This window comes from Gillisella taibaishanensis, from assembly GCF_001938985.1.
Classification (GTDB): domain Bacteria; phylum Pseudomonadota; class Alphaproteobacteria; order Rhizobiales; family Rhizobiaceae; genus Allorhizobium; species Allorhizobium taibaishanense.
On the sequence record NZ_MKIN01000023.1, the window covers coordinates 230987 to 253696 of the forward strand.

A 22710-nucleotide genomic window follows, 5' to 3' on the forward strand; every position below is an offset into this window, starting at 1 on the left:
AGCGGATTAAAGACCGAACTGCGCCGTAACCGGAACGTGGTCAGACGGCCGTTCCCAGCCGCGCGCATCACGCAGGATTTCGATCGTCTTAAGGGCCGGCAACAGGTCTGGTGACGACCAGATATGGTCAAGCCGGCGGCCCTTGTCGGCTGCGTCCCAATCCTTGGCGCGGTAGCTCCACCATGTATAGAGTTTTTGCGATGGATCGACCAGCTTGCGCATCAGGTCGACCCAGCCGCCGCGCTCTATGACTTCGAGCAGGCCCGATGTCTCGACCGGCGTGTGGGAAACGATCTTCAGCATCTGCTTGTGCGACCAGACATCATGTTCCAGCGGTGCAATATTGAGATCGCCAACGAGAATTGCCGATGTATCCGTCTCGGCCATGGCAGACAGTGCCTTCATCTCCTCGACGAAATCCAGCTTGTGGCCAAACTTCGGATTGACCTCACGATTGGGCTCGTCACCACCGGCGGGTACGTAGAAATTATGCAGTCGAATGCGCCGGCCGCCCCACTCGAAGATCGCCGAGATATGCCGGCTATCACCGACGCCGCAGAAATCCTGACGATGGTCTTCGCTCAACGGAAATTTCGAGACGATGGCGACGCCGTGGTAGCCCTTCTGGCCATGCATGATGACATGCGGATAGCCAAGCGCCTGAAAGGCCTCGAGCGGAAACTCGTGGTTCTGGCACTTGATCTCCTGGAGGCAGAGAATGTCGGGCTGGCGCAACGTCAAGAACTGCTCGACGATCGGCATGCGCAGCCGCACGGAATTTATGTTCCAGGTTGTCACGGAAAAAGTCATGAGGTTGTCCTTGAGCGCCGTAACGATCCGGCTTTGCGCATTGCTTTATGCAAAGCCAACGGATTTTAACAGCGAAAAGGCCAGAAACTCTTCGATTTCACCCCTCACCCGAGGCAGATCTGCTTAACCGCGATTGCGGATATCGTCATAGGGAACCTCGAAAACCTTGTCATCGAAGTTCACACCCTGCTGAACATTGAAGATCATCACGGACGTGTCCTTGCCCTGCGCATCGGTGACTGTCCACTGGCGCAGTTCGAAGGTCTTCGGATCGAACATCAGGGTGATGGTCTGGTCACCGAAAATCGACTTGTCGCCTAGCACGATCGTTGTCAGGTCCTGCTCTTCCTTCACCTGGCGCACCATCTGGTGGCCGAGATCAATGCGGTCTGACAAGAGCAGGCTGAGCGGCGTCTTGGACAGCGGATAAACGTCCCAGGTCTTCATTTTCAGATTTCCGATCGCCACGTTGCGGCCATCGGAAATCACCCGCATCGGCGAAGGCTGTTCATAGTTGAAGCGCAGTTTGCCCGGCCGTTCGATGTAGAATTTACCGGCTGTCTGTTCGCCGCGCGGGCCAAACTGCACGAATTCCCCCATCATGGTTTTTACCGAGGCGAAATGATCGGCGATACGCTGAGCCGAACTGGCCTCTGCCTGGGCAAAAGCTGGCGCCGCGGCACCTGTGGCAGCAAGTGCGATACCAGCCGTTGCCAGGCCGAGAAAACCCCGGCGGCCAATACTCCCTGCCGTTGCCATAGCGGCCGGCGCAAACGTCTTTTTATGCATTCGTGTCTCCTTTTGCCCGTCCCTTACCCCATAAACCGGGCGCCTTGTTGACGCACACCGGAATGTGACCGCAGGAACGTAATTCGGCACCCCGACGTTCCACGTCCGGGTGCCGGGTCATACAGCACCGTGCGTTTTATAAAGCGCATATAGAATGCTGTAACACTTTAAATTTGCTGCATAATTTCCCCTTGAATCGATTCCGATCTAAGAAATTATGCAGTAGCTCATCTTATCGTTCGACGATGTCAGCTTCCGTTGGCACCAGGATTTCTCGCTTGCCGGCATGATTGGCGGGACCGATGATCCCCTCCTGCTCCATCCGCTCAATCAGCGAGGCGGCGCGGTTATAGCCGATGCCAAGCCGACGCTGCACATAGGAAGTCGACGCTTTGCCGTCACGCAGAACGATAGCGACAGCCTGATCATAGGGGTCATCCGATTCGGAGAGATTGCCGGTGCCGGCAGGACCGCCGCCGTCCTCGTCACCATCTTCATCAATCGTCACGGCATCGAGATAATCGGGCGCACCCTGAGTTTTCAGATAGGCAACGATGTCCTCGACTTCGCTGTCGGACACGAAAGGCCCGTGGACACGCTGAATGCGGCCGCCGCCGGCCATATAGAGCATGTCACCCATGCCGAGCAGCTGCTCGGCGCCCTGCTCACCCAAAATCGTCCGGCTGTCGATCTTCGAGGTCACCTGGAAGGAGATGCGCGTTGGGAAATTCGCTTTGATCGTACCGGTGATGACGTCGACGGATGGGCGCTGCGTTGCCATGATCACATGGATGCCGGCCGCACGCGCCATCTGCGCCAAGCGTTGTACGGCACCTTCGATATCCTTGCCGGCGACCATCATCAGGTCGGCCATTTCGTCGATGATCACGACGATATAGGGCATGGGCTGCAGATCGAAGGTCTCTGTTTCATACATCGCTTCGCCGGTCTGGCGGTCGAAGCCGGTCTGAACGGTACGGGTCAGCACCTCACCCTTTTCGATCGCCTGCTCGACGCGGCTGTTGAAGCCGTCGATATTGCGAACACCGATCTTTGACATCTTCTTGTAGCGCTCTTCCATCTCGCGCACCGTCCATTTCAGGGCGACGACGGCCTTTTTCGGATCGGTGACAACAGGCGAGAGCAGATGCGGAATGCCGTCATAGATCGACAGTTCCAGCATTTTCGGGTCAATCATGATCAACCGGCACTTTTCAGGCGGCAGGCGATAGACCAGCGACAGGATCATCGTGTTGATCGCCACTGATTTACCGGAGCCGGTGGTGCCGGCGACCAGCAGATGCGGCATCTTGGCGAGATCGGCAATCACGGGCTCGCCACCAATGGTCTTGCCTAACGCCATCGGCAGCTTGGCCTTGGAGCCGTCGAAATCGCGGCTGCCGATCATTTCCCTGAGATAGACGGTTTCACGCGACCGGTTCGGCAACTCGATACCGATGGCATTGCGACCGGGCACGACGGCAACGCGCGCGGCAATCGCGCTCATGGAACGGGCGATATCGTCGGCAAGACCGATCACCCGCGAAGACTTGATGCCCGGCGCTGGTTCCAGTTCGTAAAGTGTCACGACAGGACCGGGACGCACCTCGATGATATCACCCTTGACGCCGAAGTCTTCGAGGACGCCTTCCAGCATCCTGGCATTGTGCTCAAGCTGATCGGCAGAAAGGCTTGTATCCTTGGCCACGGCACGCGGCTCTGCCAGAAGCTGCACCGATGGTAGCTGAAAGCCTCGAGTGCCGCGCGGACCGGCAAAGCTGGCTACGGGCGCAGCCGCAGGACGCGGGCGCTCAGGTGCTGCTGCCACCCGCCGTGCGGCTGGCCTTGCGGCGCGGTCTTCGTCTTCGTCGTCAAACAAGATGTCATCAGCGGAGCGGCCACGGGTCCGCAGGTCGAATGGCGCTTCACTATCATCATCCAAGGCGACGGATGGCGGGGTTATGCGTCGGCGACCGGGGCTGCGTTCGCCGGGCTCGAAGGACGGATCGGCGCGATGGTCACCGTGGCCGATGCCTTGGACGGGCATGACCGTATCATCGTTGAAATCGTAGGGCTGATCGAAACCAGCGCGTTCGCGCCGCTGCGGCTTGACGCCAGCAAGCCTGCGTAGACGCGCCTGACCAGTGAACCAGGCGTGAGTAACAGCACCCGCGATCAGGGCGAGTGGCCCGGTGCGGTCATCTTCCTCGTCTTCTTCAACGATCGGCACCGCCTTGCCCTTGCGCGCAGCGCCCTGCGATCCAGCCCGGGCGGCCAGGATCTCAGCTTCGAAATCGTCATCCTCATTGCCGATGATGCCGGCTGCAAACAACATGAGCCACAACATCGGCGCCGCGAAGATCACACCCAGGACCATGGCAAAACCGCCGGTTGGATAGGCGCCGACGAAAAGCGCCGGGAAGCGCAGGATCATATCGCCGATCACCCCGCCGATACCGTTGGGGATCGGCCAGGTAGCAGGCGGCGGAAAACAGCCGAAAACGGCAGCGCCAGCAACGGCACCAGTGCCCCAAGCAGCAAAGCGACGCGGCAGGCGCGTAACCTTGCGGCCCGATATCAACGAAAGCGACCAGGCCAGAACAGGCAGCAGCGCCGCTACAGAGGCGAGGCCAAAGAACTGCATGGCCAGATCGGCAAAGACAGCGCCGGGATAGCCGAGAACGTTGGTGGGAGACCGGCTCGTGGCATAGGAAAGGCTGGGATCAGCGACATTCCAGGTGGCCAGGGCCGCAACGGCCGCCACCAGGCCTAAGAATAGCGCAAAGCCCAGCAGCGCCAGACACTGCCGCATGATGAAACCCATGACGATCATCCGCGGCGATCGCTCTTCCAATGCTGCCAGCGTGCTTCTGCTCATCCGTTCTCGCCTGCCAGTGCAATTTGTCAAAAGTGCAATTTGATCAAGATTCGCAAGCGCCGGCACAGAACGAATCTCGGGCCAGCTGCGAATGTCTAGATTACCAGAAAGGGGGTTAACGCTCCTTTAACCATGGATTACCCCTTGGCGCCTGCGGAAAATCCCCCTGATCCTGACGGATATATATGGAGCTTCACAACCGGATTTCGAGCCGGAGATGCCAACATTCCATTGCCAGCATCGGCTCGCGTTGGCGCAGACAAACACCTCTGCGCCCATAAACGCAAAACCCGGGCGCGAGGCCCGGGTTGGAAGTTTGCCTTACCTCTGCGGATGAACCGCAAGGGTATGACGATCTATTAAGAGTGGTAAGCAGCTTCGCCGTGCGAGGCGAGGTCGAGACCTTCGCGCTCGGCTTCGACTGGAACGCGCAGGCCAACGATGACATCGACGATCTTGTAGAGGATCGCAGAGCCGATACCGGTCCACAGGATGGTGATGACCACAGCCTGGATCTGCACCATGACCTGACCGCCCATGGTCTGCTCACCGACGTAGCCGACGCCGCCGAGCGAGGCACTGGCGAAAATGCCGGTGGAAATGGCACCGAACATGCCGCCAACGCCATGGACGCCGAAGACATCAGCAGTGTCGTCATAGCCGAACTTGTTCTTCACCACGGAGACGAAGAAGTAGCACAGCGGCGAAACGATGACGCCCATGACGATGGCGCCCATCGGACCGACGATACCGGCGGCCGGCGTGATGGCAACCAGACCTGCGATCATGCCCGAAGCAGCGCCCAGCATCGAGGCCTTGCCGCGCGTGAAGGATTCAACCAGGCACCAGGAAAGAATGGCAGCCGCCGTCGCAATGAAGGTGTTGACGGTGGCCAGCATGGCGCCACCAGAGGCTTCGAGATTGGAGCCGGCGTTGAAGCCGAACCAGCCGACCCACAGCATGGCGGCACCGACATAGGTGAGCGTCATGGAATGCGGAGCCATCATGTCCTTGCCGTAGCCGGTGCGCTTGCCGACCAGAATGGCGCCGATAAGACCAGCAACACCAGCGTTGATGTGAACGACCGTGCCGCCAGCGAAATCAAGCGCGCCGAGGCCGAAGAGATAGCCCTTCGCATCCCAGACCATGTGAGCGACCGGGAAATAGACGAAGGTGACCCACAGCAGGCAGAACAGGATAGCTGCCGAGAACTTGATACGTTCAGCAAAGGCGCCGATGATCAGCGCAGGCGTAATTGCCGCGAAGGTCATCTGGAACAACATGAAGATATATTCCGGAATGACCACGCCCTTGGTGAAGGTCGCAGCCGTCGTCGTCGTGTCGACGCCCGACAGGAACATTTTGGCGAAGCCGCCGAAAAATGGATTTTCGCCGCCGCCGAAAGCAAAGGAATAGCCATAGATAACCCAGACGATCATCACCATCGCAGCGATGACCGTGCACTGCATCAGCACGGACAGCATGTTCTTGGCGCGTACCAGGCCACCATAAAACAGGCCGAGACCGGGAACGGCCATGAAGAGAACCATGATGGTCGACAGGAACATGAAGGCCGTGTCGCCCTTGTCGGGAACAGGAGCCGCTGCCGCAGCCGCCGCAACGGCAGGCGCCGCATCCTGCGCGAAGGCAATTGCCGGCGCCAGCAGGACAGCCGATGCAGCCGAAAGGCGCATGGCTAGAGATGTAAATTTCGAAAGCGACATAGATATGAACTCCCCTAGACGGCCGGTCTTACAAGGCTTCGGTGTTGGTTTCGCCAGTGCGGATACGCACCGCCTGATCGATCGAATAGACGAAAATCTTTCCGTCGCCGATCTGGCCGGTCTTGGCGGCCGACGCGATGGCTTCGACGGCCTTGTCGGCCAGGTCAGTCGCCACGGCCACTTCGATCTTCAGCTTGGGCAGAAAGCTGACGGCATATTCCGTGCCGCGATAGATCTCCGTATGCCCCTTTTGGCGCCCATAGCCCTTGACCTCAGTGACGGTCAGGCCCTGGATACCGACAGCCGTAAGTGCTTCACGCACCTCGTCCAGCTTGAACGGCTTGATAATGGCCATCACAATCTTCATCTGGTTTCCCATCCTCTGGTTATCGGCGGCGAAAAACGCCGTATCTCCTCGACGCTCAGCCTGCGACAGCGGGCAGCGACTGGCTCCTTACATTCAAACGGTGTGCCAAGTCCGAATCGGAAGATAACCAATTGAAATCATAAGGATTTTATCGAGGGCACCAAAAAAAGGGCAGCCAATTGGGCAAAATTACAATTTTTTTTGTGCAATTTCATGAAACTGCACAAAAATTAATCATTTGCCCTTTTCCGAATCAGGCCTTCTTGCGCAACCGAAACGACCAGTTGGCCGGTCCGCGTATAAATTGAGCCTCTGGTCATTCCCCGACCACCCGAGGCGCTGGGGCTGTCCTGGGAGTAGAGCAGCCAGTCATCGAGCTTGGTGGGCTGATGGAACCACATGGCGTGATCGAGGCTGGCGGCCTGGATGCGCTGGTCGAATACGGACGAGCCATGGGCATAAAGCGCCACATCGAGAAGCGTCATGTCGGAGAGATAGGCAAGGATCGCCGATTGCAGCCGGCGGTCATCGGGAACAGTGCCGGTCATGCGCACCCAGATATCGGCCTTGGGCTCCAGCTTGTCCTTGGTCAGGTAATGGAGGAAGGAGGTCGGGCGAAATTCCACCGGACGTTCGCGCGCCCAGTAGGCGCGCACATGCTCCGGCGCCTGCGACAGGAACATCTCGCGAAACTCCCGCTCGCCCATCAATCCCTCGGGCGGCGTTACATTCGGCATCACCAACTGATGAGAATAGCCTTCCTCATCATCCTGGAAGGAGGCCGACATCGAGAAGATAACCTTGCCGTGCTGAATCGCCACAACGCGGCGGGTAGAGAAGCTGGCACCGTCGCGTGTCCGTTCTACCTGATACAGGATCGGCACCTCGGGATCGCCCGGGCGCAAGAAATAGGCGTGAAGCGAATGCACATAGCGCTCGCCCTCGACGCAGCGTTGCGCCGCCATCAACGCCTGGGCGATAACCTGGCCACCGAAAACCCGCTGCCATCCCACCTGAGGGCTGACACCGCGGAACAGATCGATTTCGAGTGCCTCGATATCGAGGGTTTCGATCAGTTTTTCCATCGGCGTTTGAGAATTTTCTGTCTGCGGCATTTTGGAAAAGCTCCGGCGGTAGGAAGTCGGTTCTAACTGATCTATATAAGACCCTGAATGCGATACAAGCTATCACGATGCAAGCAGGAAGGGAGTTCACGATGGCGGACATCACAGTGGTTGGAGGCGGCTATGTCGGCCTCTCTGCGGCCCTGGCCGTCAAACTCGCAGCCCCGCATCTGGAGATCGTGGTAATCGAAGCCGCGCCTGAGGGCCAATGGCGCAAGGATCCGCGCGCATCAGCCGTGATCGCTGCAGCTACGAAAATGCTTGAAGTTTTCGGCGTCTGGAGCGCGATCGAACCGCAATCGCAGCCGATCAACCGGATGATCGTCACGGATTCGCGCACCAGCGATCCGGTCCGTCCAGTCTTCCTGACATTCGATGGCAGCATCGAGGAAGGCAGGCCTTTCGCCTATATGGTGCCCAACGTCGCCATGGTCGGCGCACTCATCGACAAGGCCGCAGAGGTTGGCATCACGATCCGCCACGGGCTGAAAGCCACAGGCTTTTCGGTGGGCGGTGCTCAGGCGCAGATTACACTGTCTGACAGCAGCACGCTGGCCAGCCGTCTGGTGATTGCCTGCGACGGCGTGCGCTCGCGCCTGCGTGACATGGCTGGTATCAAGACCGTCAACTGGTCCTACGGCCAGTCCGGCATCGTCACGACAGTCGAGCACGAGCGCCCGCACGACGGCGTCGCGGAAGAACATTTCCTGCCCGCTGGCCCATTTGCCATTCTGCCTCTGACCGGCAATCGTTCATCGCTTGTCTGGACGGAACGCACAGATGACGCCAATCGGCTGGTGGCAGAAGACGACCTGATTTTTGAAACAGAACTGGAGCGTCGCTTCGGCCACAAGCTCGGCACGATCCGCGCGACCGGCGACCGGCGCGCCTTTCCGCTGGGCCTGACGCTGGCGCGGGCCTTTGTCTCTCCGCGGTTGGCGCTTGCCGGCGACGCGGCCCACGGCATTCATCCGATTTCCGGCCAGGGCCTCAACCTCGGCTTCAAGGATGTCGCAGCGCTTGCGGAAACCATCGTCGAAGCCGATCGCCTCGGACTCGACATCGGCGATCTGACGGTGCTGGAGCGCTACCAGACCTGGCGCCGCTTTGACACGTTCCGCATGGGTGTAACCACTGACGTTCTGAACCGGCTATTCTCGAATGACAGCACGCCCATCAGGATTGCGCGGGATTTCGGCCTTGGTCTTGTGGAACGCCTGCCGAAGCTGAAGCATTATTTCATCTCGGAGGCGGCCGGTACAGGCGTCAAGCATGGACCGAAGCTTCTGGCCGGCCAGACGATCTAATTGTCTGCGCAACCCGCACTAAAACGTCAACCAAAGGTCAGTCTTCGATCTTGCGGGCCTCTGACACTAGCATGATCGGAATACCGTCGCGGATCGGATAGGCGAGCCTCGCCTTTTCTGAAATTAACTCGTTGTGCTCACGGTCAAGCGTCAGCCGGCCATTAGTTAGCGGGCATACCAGAAGCTCCAGCATCTTCGGATCGACACCGTTCATTCTCTGGTCCATTGCCGTCACCTCTTAAGAGCATTCCAAAGGAAAGCTGAACCGGCTTTCCGTCCGGAAATGCTTCAGCTTATTGCAGAACAGGGTCCGCGTCATTGAGACCACGCGCCAAGTAGATTTCGGTGATGGCGATCAGGGTTTCAGTGCGGCTATGCAGATCCGTCGCCTCCAGCAGTGCCTGCTTTTCAGCGGGCGTGAACGGCGACATCATCGAGAGCGAATTGACCAGCGTCAGATTGCTGGCCCGCTGCACACTATCCCAATCGGCTTCCAGCTTGTTGGCGTCGAGATAGGCACGAAACACCTCAAGCAGCCGATCCCGGTCAACACTGTTTTCCTGGCTCTCGGACGCGAGATCGGCCATGAACGGCGAAATACGGGCGGTGCGGAATGGGTGGGAGGTTTTCACTTCCTCGACCATCCGGAAGCGGCAGATCCCAGCCAGCGAGAGGATATAGCGGCCATCGCCAGTTTCGGCAAAGGACGTGATCCGGCCGATGCAGCCCATGCTGCACAGCGCAGGCACGCCGTGCGAGATCTCGTAAGGCTCAGTCAGCGCCGGCTGGATCATGCCGATCAACCGGTTGCTGCGCAGCGCCGCATCGAACATTTCCAAATAGCGCGGCTCGAAAATATTCAGAGGCAATTGCCCTGCCGGTAACAGCAGCGCTCCCGTCAACGGAAACACCGGCAACGTCTCCGGAAAATCAGCCGCCGTCAAATAGCGCGCATTGCCGACTTGCATTCCAACCTCCTGAAGACATTTCCGGCACAATGCACAGCGGCTTTCACCCGGACATGCGAAAGACAAAGCAAGCTCGATTCCGCCTATGGGGCACAACGAACCGATGCTCTGAAGGGGTGTGGAAGCACGCATTACTGCTGCTTCCACTTGTCATAATGTGGCGTGCTGCGGGCAGATCTCAAGAGCGAACTTGATGACCACCCACAACCAAATTTCACGATCGCTTCGAAGAGCCCGGTCGCAACCCCGTCAGCGATTGCAGGATCACGAAAACAAAATGGAGGAGAGCTTGCGTCGGGCCTGAATGGTCGCCGGATCGGTCGGACCCCAGACCTCGAAAAACTCCAGCAATTGCCGGCGCGCACCGTCGTCCTCGAAGGTCCGGTCCTTCTTCATGATCAGCAGCAGATGCTCGGCGGCATCCTGGCGTTTGCCTTCAACATTGCGGATCTTGGCCAGGTTGAGGCGCGCGGCATGATCGTCGGGATTGAGAGAAAGCTGCTGCTCAAGCGCCACTGGATCGCCAAGCTTGCGGGCCTCTTCGATCTGCTCGAGCTTCTTTGCCAGCGCCTGGATTTCAGGGCTCTTGGCCATGTCTTCAGGCAGACCGTCGATGATCTCGCGCACGCGTTCATGCTGGTTGAGCCCCAGCATGCAATCGGCAATACCGGCGACGGCCTTGGCATTTTCAGGATCGGCCTGCATGACGGCGGCATAGAGCTGGGCAGCGCCATCAAAATCGCCTTCGTCGTAAAGCCCCTTGGCCTCCTCGAGCACCGCCTGGATTTCCGCCGCTTGATCGGCACCGCCCGCGGGACCGCCGAGCTTGTCGATGAACTGGCGCACCTGACTATCGGGCAGAGCACCCATGAAACCATCGGCCGGACGGCCATCGATAAAGGCAACCACGGCGGGGATCGATTGAATGCCAAGCTGGCCGGCAATGGTCGGATGGTCGTCGATATTCATCTTGACCAGCTTGACTTTGCCTTTGGCATCGTTGACGGCCTTTTCGATGATCGGCGTCAACTGCCGGCAGGGACCGCACCACGGCGCCCAAAAATCGACCAGCACGGGCTGGCGCTTGGATTCCTCAAGCACGTCCTTGGCAAAGGCCTGGGTGGTCGTTTCCTTGATCAGGTCGCCAGCCGCCGGAGCGGCCGATGCGGATGCCGGAGCGGCGCCAAACTGCGCGTTCGCCGTCATCTGCCCGCCATAGGAGCCGCCATAAGGATTGCCAGAATTGCTCATCACCATCTCCGCCTGTTCACGACAGTCCGCGCGCGTATGTGCCGCACACAAGGCTCTGCCGCATTTCCCGTTTTAGCACCCCGACCCGGCCTCCAAAGAGACAATGGTAGAACGTGCCGCAGCGATCGTCGCCGCTGGATCGCTCAAAAAGCACATCTCAGAGAGGCGCTTTCCAAGCTGTTAAATCGTGTGTCAGGCGGTGACTTTCAAGACAACGGCCTCATGCCCCGTCGCCGCCAAAAAGCGCAACAGATCGTCGCGCCCGATGGAGGTTGTAGCGTCATTCGACAGCGGATGGCAATTGATGATGTCGTGCTGCATCAGGTCGGCATCGAGAACGAAGGTGACCTTGTGCTCGCTATCGTTGATCGCGCCGAAAGCCGTCACCGAACCTGGGACAACACCCAGATATTCCATCAGTTTTTCCGGCTTGCCGAACGACACCTTGCTGGCCGCGCCGATCGTCAGATGCACGGTCTTCAGGTCAACCACGGCGTTCTCCTCCACCGTGAGAAGAAAGAACTGGTCCTTCTTGTCCTTCACGAACAGGTTCTTCGTGTGGCCGCCGGGAATTTCGTCGCGCAGGCTGACCGATTCAGCAACGGTAAAGACAGGCGGATGGGTCAAGGTCTTATGCTCGATGCCAAGGCCATCGAGAAAGGCAAACAGATCGGCGGGCGTTTTCGGTACGGTCTCGGTCATGATGGTCCTGCTCGATGGATCGGCAATGTTCGGTGGGCAGCCGCAAGGGGCATCCACAACCGACTTCGAGTGTTTAGCGGCAACGGCTCCCAGGCTTCAACTGTTTTATAAAGGTCGAGCGCAAAGCTGCCCTCAGTCCCTCCGTGAAATGACAGGCGGCCATGCCACGAAATAATCTTTTCAATAAAACGGCTTAGACAGCGATTGAAAAAAATCTTGGAGCCGCCGTCATTTCTCTGTTGCAATCGAAAAGCACTTGGGTCATATACCGCCCGTCGCCGCAACACAGCGACCCACGGTTCAGCTTACTACCCCGGACCGATGGCAAATGAGCGGGCGTAGCTCAGGGGTAGAGCACAACCTTGCCAAGGTTGGGGTCGAGGGTTCGAATCCCTTCGCCCGCTCCAGTTTACTCGATATCTTTTCGCAAACTGTGAAATTAGCATCCGGCGGTTAACCGGGTCTCGGCTGATTTACAAGATATCTGAGCCAACCTCTTCCTATTTTAAAGTTCAGCATCCTCAAGAAGCACTGTCTATTCAGTGCCCTCAAGTTTTGGTGCCGATCACAGTGTAACCATCCCCGCTGTCCGCTACAGCATCGTGCGTTTTATAAAACGCACGATGCTGTAGCGCTTTAAATTTGCTGCATAATTTTCTCCTTAAATCGATCCCGATTTAGGAATTATGCAGTAAGCGCCTAGCGCCGGTAGCGATCCACGGGCTTCTGTGGAGGCTTGCCTGCAATTGCCGCGCCGTTTGATTGTCAGGATCGGGCCGTCTCTGCAGCCGTACGGGCCATCAACCTGCCAATGACCATCACAAGCACGCCTGCGATGGCGAGGCAGGCAGCGAGGAAGAACATCGGAGCGATAGTGCTTTCCGTCTGGTCGCGGATCAACGGCACGACATTCTGCGCAACGAAGCCACCGAGATTGCCAACCGAATTGATGGCGGCAAGTCCGGCCGCGGCTCCAGCTCCCTTGAGGAAACGCGACGGCAGGCTCCAGAACACCGGCTGACCCGCAAAGATCCCGGCAGCCGCGATGCAGAGAAAGACGAACTGTAGCACCTGATCGGTTAGTACCGCCGACATCACCAGGCTGACCGCGCCGATGAAAGCTGGAATGACGATATAGGGCGTCTTGTTCTCCTTGCGGTCGGCCACGGCAGGTACGGTATAAAGAGCGATGGCGACGGCAATCCAGGGGATGATGTTGATCAGCCCGTTCATGGTATTGGACACGCCAAAGCCCTTGACGATGGTCGGCAGCCAATAGCTGAGCCCATAGGCCGCCAGCGGAAAGCCGATATAGCAGACCGACATCAGCAACACCCTCGGATTGGCGAGCGCCTTGAAGCCGTTATCGGCATTGTGGTCCATGCCGATATTTTCCTGGTCGAGTCGCGTCTGTAGCCAGGCCTTTTCTTCATCGCTCAAGAAATTGGCCTTGGCTGGCGTATCGGAGAGGTAGAACCAAGTGACGAAGCCGGCGATCACGGCCGGAACGCCAGTTGCGAGAAACACCCATTCCCAGCCCTGATAGCCAAGGAAGCCATCGAGATCGAGAAGAGCACCGCCCAAGGGCGCGCCGACGGCATTGGCAAGCGCGCTGAAGATCATGAACAGCCCAACCATCCGGCCGCGATAATCCCTCGGGAACCAAAGCGTCAGAAGATAGAGTACACCAGGAAAAAATCCGGCTTCGCAGACACCCAGCAGGAAGCGCAGGATATAAAACATCGTAGCGTTCTGGGTGAAGGCGAGTGCAATGGTCACCGCACCCCAGGAGACCAGGATGCGGGCAAACCAGCGGCTGGCGCCGAACCGCTCAAGAAACAGATTGCTCGGCACCTCAAACAGGAAATAGCCGATGAAAAACAGCGAAGCGCCGAGCCCATAGGCATATTCGCTCAAGCCCAGCGCGCCGACCATCTGCAGCTTGGCGAAGCTGACATTCTGTCGATCGATATAGGCGATCAAATAAAGAAGGCCCAGAAACGGCATTAGCCGCCAGGTGATCTTTGAAATCAATGCTTTTTCGGAAACCAAGACATGTCCTCCCACAGCCGCCCGCATCGCGCCCGACGGATGTGGTAAACACGATTATGCCATAATTTGTTCCCGCGTCACGCTTTGGTTGCTCCTCATCTGATCGAAGAAACTATTAGCTTGCCGAAAATACGTAATCGGTTTCCTGCCTCAGCGTTTCGCCGGGGCGCAAGACGGCCGAGGGAAAGCCCGGCTGGTTGATCGCATCCGGCCAGATCTGGGTTTCCAGGCAGAGGCCGGAAAAGGCGCCATAGCGGCGTCCTTCAAGGCCGGCGACCGGCACATTCAGATAGACGCCCGCATAAAGTTGCACGCCTGGCTCCGTCGTGCGCACTTCCATGGACAGGCCGGATTTGAGGCTGCGGGCCATCGCGACGCTGCGCTTGGCGACCCGCGCCTGCGACAGACAGAAATTGTGGTCGAACGGCGCCTGGGTGCCATCCTCGACACGGCGCATCACGCCCATCTGCCGAAAATCAAACGGCGTGGCGGCAACCGGACGCTGCTCGCCGGTAGGGATCAGTCTGTCGTCGACGGGCAGATAATGATCGGCAGCGATCATCAGTTCGTGGTCGAGAATATCAGGAGAATCATCAAGGTTGAAATAGGAGTGCTGGCAGACATTGGCGAGCGTCGGCGCATCAGTCGTCGTCTCGTAGACGACAGACAGAACGCCATGGTCCTGCAGATGATAGGTGGCGCGGATATGGGCATTTCCGGGATAGCCAGCACGCCCAGCGGGATCGGTAATCTCGAGCACCACCCGGTCGCGAGCAAGATCCGCAATCGACCAGTTACGCCGACCCATGCCGTCGCTGCCGCCATGCAGGTGGGTGAAGCCACGTTCGTTGCATTCCAGCTGATAGTCCTGGCCATCGAGCGTGAAGCGGCCACCGGCAACGCGGTTGGCGAGCCGGCCGGGTGTCGCGCCGAAATAGGGGGAGTGGAAGGCATAGTCCTCGAACCGTTCGAAACCGAGCACCAGCGGTGCCACATGGCCTTCCATGCGCAGATCCTGGAGGACTGCCCCCCAGGTCAGCACCTTGGCCATCAGGCCGCCGCCATGCAGCACCACCTGTTCCACCGTTTCGCCCGTAGCCGTCTTTCCAAATTCCAAACGCTGCATCTGCTTCCTCATTTTCCCATGCCGGCGCCGGTGATCCGACGCCGTGCCCCATTGTCTTTTACGCCGTTCAGCGTGCCAGTTCCCGCGCTGCATCCTCCAGCCCGCCTAGGGTCAGCGGATGCATCCGCCCGCCCATCAACCGCGAAATCAAACCGACGGAATGGGTATAATCCCAATGATCCTGCTGCAACGGGTTGAGCCACAGGCACTTGCGAAAATGCGACACCATGCGCGAAAGCCACACTGCCCCCGGCTCTCCGTTCCAATGTTCCACCGAGCCGCCAACCATAGTGATCTCATAGGGGCTCATCGCCGCATCCCCCACGAAGATCACCCGGTAGTCGGGCCCGTAAGTGCGGATGATGTCGTCCGTTGCGAGTGTATCGGACCGTCGGCGTCGATTGTCCCTCCACACCCGCTCATAAAGGCAGTTGTGGAAATAGAAATGTTCCATGTGGCGAAATTCGGCCCGCGCCGCTGAAAACAGCTCCTCCACGCCCTTGACGTGATCGTCCATCGAGCCGCCGATATCGAAGAACATCAGCAGCTTGACGGCATTGCGCCGCTCCGGCCTCGTCCTGACCTCGAGATAGCCGCTTTCCGCCGTCGCCTGCACCGTACCGTCGAGATCGAATTCCTCGGCCGCCCCTTCGCGCACGAAGCGCCTGAGACGACGCAGGGCCACCTTGATATTGCGGGTGCCGAGTGCGACGGAATCGTCGAGATTGCGAAACTCCCTGTTATCCCAGACCTTCACCGCCCTGCGGTGGCGAGACTGGTCCTGGCCGATCCTGACACCTTCGGGATTGTAACCATAGGCGCCGAAGGGTGAAGTTCCAGCAGTGCCGATCCATTTGGAACCGCCCTGATGGCGCTCCTTCTGCTCGGCCAGCCGCTGCTTCAGGGTCTCCATCAGCTTGTCGAAACCGCCGAGCGCCTCGATCAATGCCTTGTCTTCCTCCGACAGATGCTTTTCCGAGAGCCTGCGCAGCCAGTCCTCGGGCAGGTCCTGGGATGCGGCACCGGAAGGTTCACCGGATACCGCCTGCAGCCCCTTGAAGCATTCAGCAAAGGCAAGGTCGAACCGGTCGATATGCCGCTCGTCCTTGATCAGCACCGTGCGCGCCAGATAGTAGAAGGCTTCGATGTCGAAATCGACAAGCCCACGCTCAACCCCTTCCAGAAGCGCCAGATATTCCCGCAGCGAGACGGGAATTTTCTCTTGTCTGAGCTTGAGGAAGAAGGGCAGGAACATCGGCTATAGCGGCTGCTGGTAGATGATGAATGGCGTCTTGTCCGCCACCTTGTCGTAAAGACGGCGGGCGGTGGCGTTGAATTCCTGGGTCATCCAGTAGACCTTGCCGGCCCCTGCCTCCTCCGCCGCCGCCTTGACGGCGCTGATAAGCGCCCGGCCAACGCCGCTAGCGCGGATTTCAGGGTCGACATAGAGATCCTGGAGATAGCAGACGTCGGTCAGATACCAGCAGGACCGATGGAAGACATAATGGCTGAGGCCAACCGGCTTGCCATTGACCAACGCCAGAAAGCCGCGAAACTCGCCAGCGCCGCCGCTGATCAGCCGGGCGAAGGTGGTGGCATAGATTTCCTCAGGCAACTCGGTTTCATAGAAGGCGAGATAGGCCCGCCACAGCCGGCGCCATTCCGCCTCATCGTCGGCCACGATGGGTCGGATCACGAGATTGTCTGCCATCGCTAGCGGTCCTTGCCTATGTCGCTTAGATTGTAAGTCGTCGTCTGGTACATCTCGTTGATCCAGTTTCCGAACAGAAGATGCGCATGGCTGCGCCAGCGGTTGAGCGGCGTCAACGTATCGTCGTTGTGCGGAAAGTAGTCATGCGGCATCCGGATGGGAATACCGGCATTCACGTCGCGAAAATATTCATCGGCCAGCGACGTCGAATCATATTCGACGTGATTGAACATGTAGAGCCGGTTCGCCTTGTCTTCCTGCACGAGGCAGACGCCCATATCTTCCGATTCCATCAGAATCTTGAGATCGGGCACTTTTTCGATATCGGCGCGCCGTACTTCGGTCCAGCGCGAAACCGGCACTTGGAAATCGTCGGAAAAGCCGTTGAGATAGATCGAGGCCGGCGCCAGATTGCGGTGGCGGTAGACGCCGAACGCCTTTTCCTTCAACGGATGTTTCGGCACGCCATGAAAATGGTAGATCGCCGCCATCGCGCCCCAGCAGACATTCATCGTCGAATGGACATTGGTTTCCGTCCAGTCGAGGATCTGCTGCATCTCGTTCCAATAGGTCACCTCTTCGAACGGCAGCGTCTCAACCGGCGCGCCTGTGATGATGAAACCGTCGAACTTGCGGTGCTTCACCTCTTCCCAGGTGTGGTAGAAGGACAGAAGATGCTCTTCCGGCGTGTTTTTCGCCTTGTGGCCACCTATCCGCACCAGGGTCAGTTCCACCTGCAACGGCGAGGCGCCGATCAGCCGGGCAAACTGCACCTCGGTCTTGATCTTGTTTGGCATGAGGTTAAGGAGCGCGATCTGCAGCGGACGAATATCCTGACGGATCGCTGCGGTTTCCGTCATCACCCGCACACCCTCATGCACGAGGGCATCGAAGGCGGGTAGCGTATCGGGGATCTTGATCGGCATTGAAGGTCCAACTTTCCTGTCACGGCACGGTCGGCAGCTTGCTGTCGCCTAAGCCTCGGAAAGTCTTGGAACTCACCTCGGCCCTTTAGCGACTTATTTTACGTGGCTGCAAGCCGGCCGGCCAAATCACCACGATAGAGAGACGTCATTTACGCCTTCAACCGTTGCGAATCAATGAAAACCTTAGCTGCAGCGCAGCAGGTCAGCGCCCGTCCCTCCAGGCCATAAAGACCAGTCGCTCGAACAGATGCACATCCTGCTCGTTCTTCAGCAGCGCTCCATGCAGCTTGGGCAGCGCTTGGGTCGCATCCGCCCTCAGATCGGCCGGATCGACCTCGTCGGCGACCAGAAGCCTGATCCAGTCCAGCGCTTCCGAAGTGGACGGACGCTTTTTCAAGCCAGGCGTCTCGCGAATTTCGTAAAATCGGGTCAGCGCCGCCGTCAGCAGCCGAGGCTTGATGCCTGGATAATGAACCTCGACGATCCGCGCCAAGGTCTCGGCATCGGGAAAACGGATATAATGAAAGAAGCAGCGCCTCAGGAAGGCGTCCGGCAGTTCCTTCTCGTTGTTTGAGGTGATGATGACGATAGGCCGTACCTGCGCCTTCACCGTCTCGCCGGTTTCATAGACATGAAACTCCATCCGGTCGAGTTCCTGCAGCAGGTCGTTTGGAAATTCGATATCTGCCTTGTCGATCTCGTCGATCAGCAGCACCGTCTTTTGCCCTGCCGCAAAAGCCTCCCAAAGCTTGCCACGCCTGATGTAATTGCCGATATCGCTGACACGCGGATCGCCGAGTTGGCTATCGCGCAACCGCGACACGGCATCGTATTCGTAAAGCCCTTGCTGCGCCTTGGTGGTGGATTTGATGTTCCATTCGGATCATCGGCAGACCAAGAGCCGATGCCACCTGGCGGGCCAGTTCGGTCTTGCCGGTGCCCGGCTCGCCCTTGACCAGAAGCGGCCGCTCCAGCGCGATGGCAGCGTTGACGGCGATCGTCAGATCCTTATCGGCAATGTAATCCGCGCTTCCCATGAACTGGCCGGAAAATGCCATGATTGCTCCTGCGTCCAGATGAATTTTCGGGAAGGTAGTGAGTGCAAGGCCTTGCGACAAGCCATGGCGGACCGACCGCCTGATTGCGTGGATCGGAGCCAATTTTAAGAATTATGCAATAGATTTAATGTGTTAAAACGCCCAGTGCGCCCATTGCAAAACGCGCACCACCGTACGGCTTTGCAAATAAAGCTTGTGTTTTGCTTGAAATCTGCCAGTTTGCCGCCCATATCCTGCCCGACCATTCAGGATGGAGCCAGCGTTTCCGGCAGGAAAGCTTTTTGGCTCCGGATGGTAACGGGTTCCTGTTTCCCCTGCCTGAATGATGACTCTGCCGGCCATCCGGCCTGCCTGCCGCGAGATCGAACCAGAGCGGTTCGACAACGGATCAGGCAAAAATCACCGACGCCTGCGGCGACTTTCTTAAGGCCAATCTGGTCGAAAAGAACCGTAGACATCAACCAACGCGCCGTTCGCACCGTCTCCGCACCGTCTCACCACGGCCAATAATCGCGGTTTTCCGGCATTCGGTCTGACACTTTATTCTGCGGGATGGCTCGTCAGAGACATCGCTTGAAGGAGACCGGCATGGCAGCGCATTTGTACAAGACAGGCGACATGGTCGTGCTGAAGGACGGACCAGTCAGGCTCTCGCGTTCTGTGGGCGTTTGTAAGGTTCTGGCCACCCTGCCGGAACAGCAGGGAACCCGGCGCTACCGTGTTCGTTTTGAGAGCGAAGGCTTTGACCGGTCGATCGCCGAAGATGAAATCGACAGGGACCGCTCGCCCCGTTCTGGCAGCGGCCTCGATACGAAAAAGCCGGCTGGCTCTTGGCTGACGCCCGGTGGCCCAGCCTGAACCACAGTTAAAACGACACCTATTCCATCAACCACCAAAGGAGATACAGTGCAGGTACTCGTCCGCGATAACAATGTTGAACAGGCACTGCGCGTGCTCAAGAAGAAGATGCAGCGCGAAGGTCTTTTTCGTGAAATGAAGGCCCGTTCGGCCTATGAAAAGCCGTCGGAAAAGAAGACCCGCGAAAAGGCGGAAGCCGTGCGTCGCACGCGCAAGCTCGCCCGCAAGAAGCTTCAGCGCGAAGGCCTGCTGCCAGCGCCGAAGAAGAAGGTTTTTGCCGCACGCGGCTGACAATCCCTTCGTTCAGGCCTCGTCCTGGACAAACTTCGAGCGATCGGACCGAAAATGCCCCAGGCGTTCCTAATATCATGGAACGCCTTTTGCATTTCCGCCGAGACGCGCTACAGCGCCATGCGCCACATATGGCGCATCCAGGTTCTCTGTAGCACTTCAAACCTGCTGCATGATTTTCTCCTTAAATCGATTCCGATTTAAGGAATTATGCAGTATGGCAAGGCCATGACGGAAACGACCTTCACCATCCTGCTCGGCGGCCCCCTTGCCATTACGCCACGACTCACCTCGGCAGTGGCGGGAACACGTGCGATCGCCGCCGATGGCGGCATGCGCCATGCTGAGGTCCTTGGCCTGATGCCGGAGCTGTGGGTTGGAGATTTCGATAGTTCAGACGGATTTTCCGCCGAGGCCTTCACGGGCGTGCCGCGCATGCCCTACCCGGCCCGTAAAAACCTGACGGATGGTGAAATCGCCATTGAGGAAGCACGCAAGCGCGGCGCCACACGGCTGCTGCTGGCCGGTGCCCTTGGCGGCGAGCGCTCCGACCACGCCATCATGCATCTGCTGTTGGCCGTGGCGCTGGCGGCGCAGGGCCTCGCCATTCACCTGACGTCAGGCGAAGAAGAAGCCTGGCCGCTTGAAGCTGGCAAGAGCCTGGACCTCGATCTGCCGCAAGGCTCGCTGTTTTCCGTGCTCGGCTTTTCGGCCCTTACCGGGCTGACTATTGCCGGCGCCCGTTATCCATTACAGGGTTTCGATCTGCCATTCGGATCGTCCCGCACCATTTCCAACGTGGCCGAAGGTCCGGTAACGCTGTCGCTTGTCAGCGGCCATGCCGTGATCCTTGCCCGCCCTTATGACATGACCGGAGCGTGACCCTTGGCACCGCCTATCCTCAAGCTTGACAATATCTTCCTGTCCTTCGGCGGCACGCCGCTGCTCAACGGCGCCGGTCTGCAGGTGGAGCCGGGCGACCGCATCTGCCTGGTTGGGCGCAACGGCTCTGGCAAATCGACCCTGATGAAGATTGCCGCCGGCCTGGTCGAGGCGCAATCGGGAGAGGTGTTTCGCCATCCCTCCGCCACCATCCGCTATCTGGAACAGGCTCCCGATTTCGGCAGCCATGCCACGGTGCAATCCTATGCCGAGGCGGGCCTTGGCCCTGGCGACGATCCCTACCGCGTCACCTATCTGCTGGAGCATCTGGGCCTGACCGGCCAGGAAAACCCGCAGAGCCTGTCTGGCGGCGAGGCCCGGCGCGCGGCCTTGGCGCGGGTGCTGGCGCCCGAGCCCGATATCCTGATGCTGGACGAGCCGACCAACCATCTCGACCTGCCGACCATTGAATGGTTGGAAGAGGAATTGCGCAAGAGCCGTAGTGCCCTTGTGCTGATTTCCCACGACCGACGCTTCCTCGAGAAATGCTCGACCGCCACCGTCTGGCTCGATCGCGGCCTGTCGCGCCGGCTGGCGCGGGGCTTTGCGTATTTCGAGGAATGGCGCGACAAGGTGCTGGAAGAGGAAGAAATCGAGCAGCATAAGCTCGGCAAAGCGATCGAGCGCGAAGAGCATTGGCTGCGCTACGGCGTCACCGCCAGACGCAAGCGCAACATGCGCAGGCTCGGCAACCTGCAAACCCTGCGAGCCGATTATCGCGGCCACAAAGGGCCACAGGGCACGATCCAGGCGAGTGCCACCGAAGGCAAGGAAAGCGGCAAGCTGGTAATCGAGGCCGACAAGATCACCAAGGCCTATGGTGAGCGCACGATTATCTCGCCCTTTTCCATCCGTGTGCATCGCGGAGACTGCATCGGTCTCGTCGGCCCGAACGGCGCCGGCAAGACGACGCTTCTGAAAATGCTGACCGGACAACTGGCGCCCGACAGCGGCACCATCAAGCTCGGCACCAATCTGGAGATCGCCACGCTCGACCAGAAGCGCGAAGACCTGAACCCGGACGATTCGCTGGCTCATTACCTGACCGATGGACGTGGTGAAAACCTGCTCGTCAATGGCGAACAGAAGCACGTGACCGGATATATGAAGGATTTCCTGTTTCAGCCGGAGCAGGCGCGCACCCCGATCCGCAATCTCTCAGGTGGCGAACGCGCCCGGCTGATGCTGGCCCGCATGATGGCCAAGCCTTCCAACCTGCTGATCCTCGACGAACCGACCAACGATCTCGACATCGAGACGCTGGACCTTCTGCAGGAGATCGTCGCCAGCTATTCCGGCACTGTCATCCTTGTCAGCCATGACCGTGATTTCCTTGACCGCACCGTGACGTCAACCATCGCGCCGGCCAATCCCGAAGCCCCGGATGGGCGCTGGATTGAATATGCCGGCGGTTATTCCGACATGCTGGCCCAGCGCAAGGGTCTGGAAGACGAGCGCAAGCGGGCTGAAAAGGCGGAGAAGGCCAAGGTTCAGGACGCGGGCGGCAAAAGCAGCGACAGCGCGCCGAAGGCTAAGGGGAAGCTCTCCTTCAAGCAGAAATTTGCGCTCGAAAACCTGCCGAAGGAGATGGAGAAAGCCGAAAAGGAAATCGCCCTGCGCGAGGCGAAAATGGCTGATCCCAACCTCTTCACCAAGGATCCCACCACTTTCAACAAGCTCGCCACCGAGATGGAGGCGCTGCGCCAGTCCATCACCCGCATGGAAGAAGAGTGGCTGGAACTGGAAATGCTGCGCGAGGAATTGGAAGGCTAGTCATCTCACCGTGACGGTCGCGGCGGCTACTGCGTAATTCCTCAAATCGAAAT

General features: G+C 58.8%; 20 protein-coding genes, 1 tRNA gene, 1 pseudogene and 1 riboswitch. Of the genes and pseudogenes, 6 read left to right on the forward strand and 16 right to left on the reverse strand.

The features are described from left to right. Nucleotides 1–6 precede the first annotated feature (6 nt). The 6 genes from xth to tesB form a co-directional block, all read right to left on the reverse strand. Nucleotides 7–810 carry an exodeoxyribonuclease III gene (xth, locus tag BJF91_RS17935; RefSeq protein ID WP_075615898.1) on the reverse strand — a complete coding sequence of 268 codons (804 nt, stop codon included), beginning with the start codon at nt 808–810 and terminating at the stop codon, nt 7–9. Nucleotides 811–933: 123 nt separating this feature from the next. Beyond that, nucleotides 934–1599: an outer membrane lipoprotein carrier protein LolA gene (locus tag BJF91_RS17940; RefSeq protein WP_075615899.1), complete on the reverse strand. Its 666-nt coding sequence runs from the start codon at nt 1597–1599 to the stop codon at nt 934–936. 232 nt (nt 1600–1831) lie between these two features. Further along, entirely contained in the window at nt 1832–4477 is a 2646-nt protein-coding gene (locus tag BJF91_RS17945; RefSeq protein ID WP_075615900.1) for a DNA translocase FtsK, read from the reverse strand. A gap of 359 nt (nt 4478–4836) precedes the next feature. Beyond that, nucleotides 4837–6201, reverse strand: coding sequence for an ammonium transporter (locus tag BJF91_RS17950; RefSeq protein ID WP_075615901.1), 1365 nt, complete (start codon nt 6199–6201; stop codon nt 4837–4839). Between the two features lie 28 nt (nt 6202–6229). Continuing rightward, on the reverse strand, nt 6230–6580 hold the full coding sequence (locus tag BJF91_RS17955; protein WP_324615723.1) for a P-II family nitrogen regulator: 351 nt from the start codon (nt 6578–6580) through the stop codon (nt 6230–6232). Nucleotides 6581–6798: 218 nt separating this feature from the next. Next, complete coding sequence (gene tesB / locus BJF91_RS17960; protein WP_075615903.1) at nt 6799–7683, reverse strand: acyl-CoA thioesterase II; 885 nt, start codon at nt 7681–7683, stop codon at nt 6799–6801. 101 nt (nt 7684–7784) lie between these two features. Here tesB and BJF91_RS17965 point away from each other — a divergent pair, with 101 nt between their 5' ends. Continuing rightward, nucleotides 7785–8999, forward strand: coding sequence for a ubiquinone biosynthesis hydroxylase (locus tag BJF91_RS17965; RefSeq protein ID WP_075615904.1), 1215 nt, complete (start codon nt 7785–7787; stop codon nt 8997–8999). 37 nt (nt 9000–9036) lie between these two features. Here the strand turns inward: BJF91_RS17965 and BJF91_RS17970 are convergent, their stop codons facing one another. The 4 genes from BJF91_RS17970 to BJF91_RS17985 form a co-directional block, all read right to left on the reverse strand. Next, entirely contained in the window at nt 9037–9225 is a 189-nt protein-coding gene (locus BJF91_RS17970; protein WP_075616087.1) for a Trm112 family protein, read from the reverse strand. Nucleotides 9226–9292: 67 nt separating this feature from the next. Next, the gene (locus tag BJF91_RS17975; protein ID WP_075615905.1) at nt 9293–9967 is read right to left on the reverse strand and encodes an LON peptidase substrate-binding domain-containing protein; all 675 of its coding nucleotides are present in this window, start codon (nt 9965–9967) and stop codon (nt 9293–9295) included. 264 nt (nt 9968–10231) lie between these two features. Continuing rightward, nucleotides 10232–11218 (reverse strand): thioredoxin, encoded by a 987-nt coding sequence (gene trxA / locus BJF91_RS17980; RefSeq protein ID WP_075616088.1) that lies wholly within the window; start codon nt 11216–11218, stop codon nt 10232–10234. Nucleotides 11219–11410: 192 nt separating this feature from the next. Continuing rightward, a complete protein-coding gene (locus BJF91_RS17985) occupies nt 11411–11920 on the reverse strand; it encodes a prolyl-tRNA synthetase associated domain-containing protein (RefSeq protein WP_075615906.1) in 510 nt (169 codons plus the stop codon). A gap of 332 nt (nt 11921–12252) precedes the next feature. On the opposite strand from BJF91_RS17985, the gene BJF91_RS17990 reads away from it, so the two are divergent. Further along, nucleotides 12253–12327 (forward strand) — tRNA-Gly (locus BJF91_RS17990). A gap of 358 nt (nt 12328–12685) precedes the next feature. On the opposite strand, the gene BJF91_RS17995 is transcribed toward BJF91_RS17990, so the two are convergent. The 6 genes and pseudogenes from BJF91_RS17995 to BJF91_RS18020 all read right to left on the reverse strand — a co-directional run bounded on the left by BJF91_RS17995 (nt 12686) and on the right by BJF91_RS18020 (nt 18793). Continuing rightward, on the reverse strand, nt 12686–13972 hold the full coding sequence (locus tag BJF91_RS17995; protein ID WP_075615907.1) for an MFS transporter: 1287 nt from the start codon (nt 13970–13972) through the stop codon (nt 12686–12688). A gap of 115 nt (nt 13973–14087) precedes the next feature. After that, nucleotides 14088–15098, reverse strand: a complete 1011-nt coding sequence (locus tag BJF91_RS18000) for an aldose epimerase family protein (RefSeq protein ID WP_139310760.1) — start codon at nt 15096–15098, stop codon at nt 14088–14090. A gap of 67 nt (nt 15099–15165) precedes the next feature. Further along, the gene (locus BJF91_RS18005; protein WP_075615909.1) at nt 15166–16353 is read right to left on the reverse strand and encodes a vWA domain-containing protein; all 1188 of its coding nucleotides are present in this window, start codon (nt 16351–16353) and stop codon (nt 15166–15168) included. 3 nt (nt 16354–16356) lie between these two features. Further along, entirely contained in the window at nt 16357–16809 is a 453-nt protein-coding gene (locus tag BJF91_RS18010; RefSeq protein ID WP_075615910.1) for a GNAT family N-acetyltransferase, read from the reverse strand. Between the two features lie 2 nt (nt 16810–16811). Beyond that, the gene (gene metA / locus BJF91_RS18015; RefSeq protein WP_075615911.1) at nt 16812–17735 is read right to left on the reverse strand and encodes a homoserine O-acetyltransferase MetA; all 924 of its coding nucleotides are present in this window, start codon (nt 17733–17735) and stop codon (nt 16812–16814) included. 65 nt (nt 17736–17800) lie between these two features. Further along, nucleotides 17801–17878: riboswitch (SAM riboswitch) on the reverse strand. A 59-nt stretch (nt 17879–17937) separates the two neighbouring features. Further along, nucleotides 17938–18793, reverse strand: a pseudogene (locus tag BJF91_RS18020) (AAA family ATPase). A 588-nt stretch (nt 18794–19381) separates the two neighbouring features. On the opposite strand from BJF91_RS18020, the gene BJF91_RS18025 reads away from it, so the two are divergent. The 4 genes from BJF91_RS18025 (at nt 19382) to BJF91_RS18040 (ending at nt 22657) form a co-directional block, all read left to right on the forward strand. Continuing rightward, complete coding sequence (locus BJF91_RS18025; protein ID WP_075615912.1) at nt 19382–19651, forward strand: cold-shock protein; 270 nt, start codon at nt 19382–19384, stop codon at nt 19649–19651. Between the two features lie 48 nt (nt 19652–19699). After that, nucleotides 19700–19942, forward strand: a complete 243-nt coding sequence (gene rpsU / locus BJF91_RS18030; RefSeq protein ID WP_075615913.1) for a 30S ribosomal protein S21 — start codon at nt 19700–19702, stop codon at nt 19940–19942. A gap of 228 nt (nt 19943–20170) precedes the next feature. Further along, on the forward strand, nt 20171–20824 hold the full coding sequence (locus BJF91_RS18035) for a thiamine diphosphokinase (RefSeq protein WP_075616089.1): 654 nt from the start codon (nt 20171–20173) through the stop codon (nt 20822–20824). A gap of 3 nt (nt 20825–20827) precedes the next feature. Then, on the forward strand, nt 20828–22657 hold the full coding sequence (locus BJF91_RS18040; RefSeq protein ID WP_075615914.1) for an ABC-F family ATP-binding cassette domain-containing protein: 1830 nt from the start codon (nt 20828–20830) through the stop codon (nt 22655–22657). Nucleotides 22658–22710: the final 53 nt, after the last annotated feature.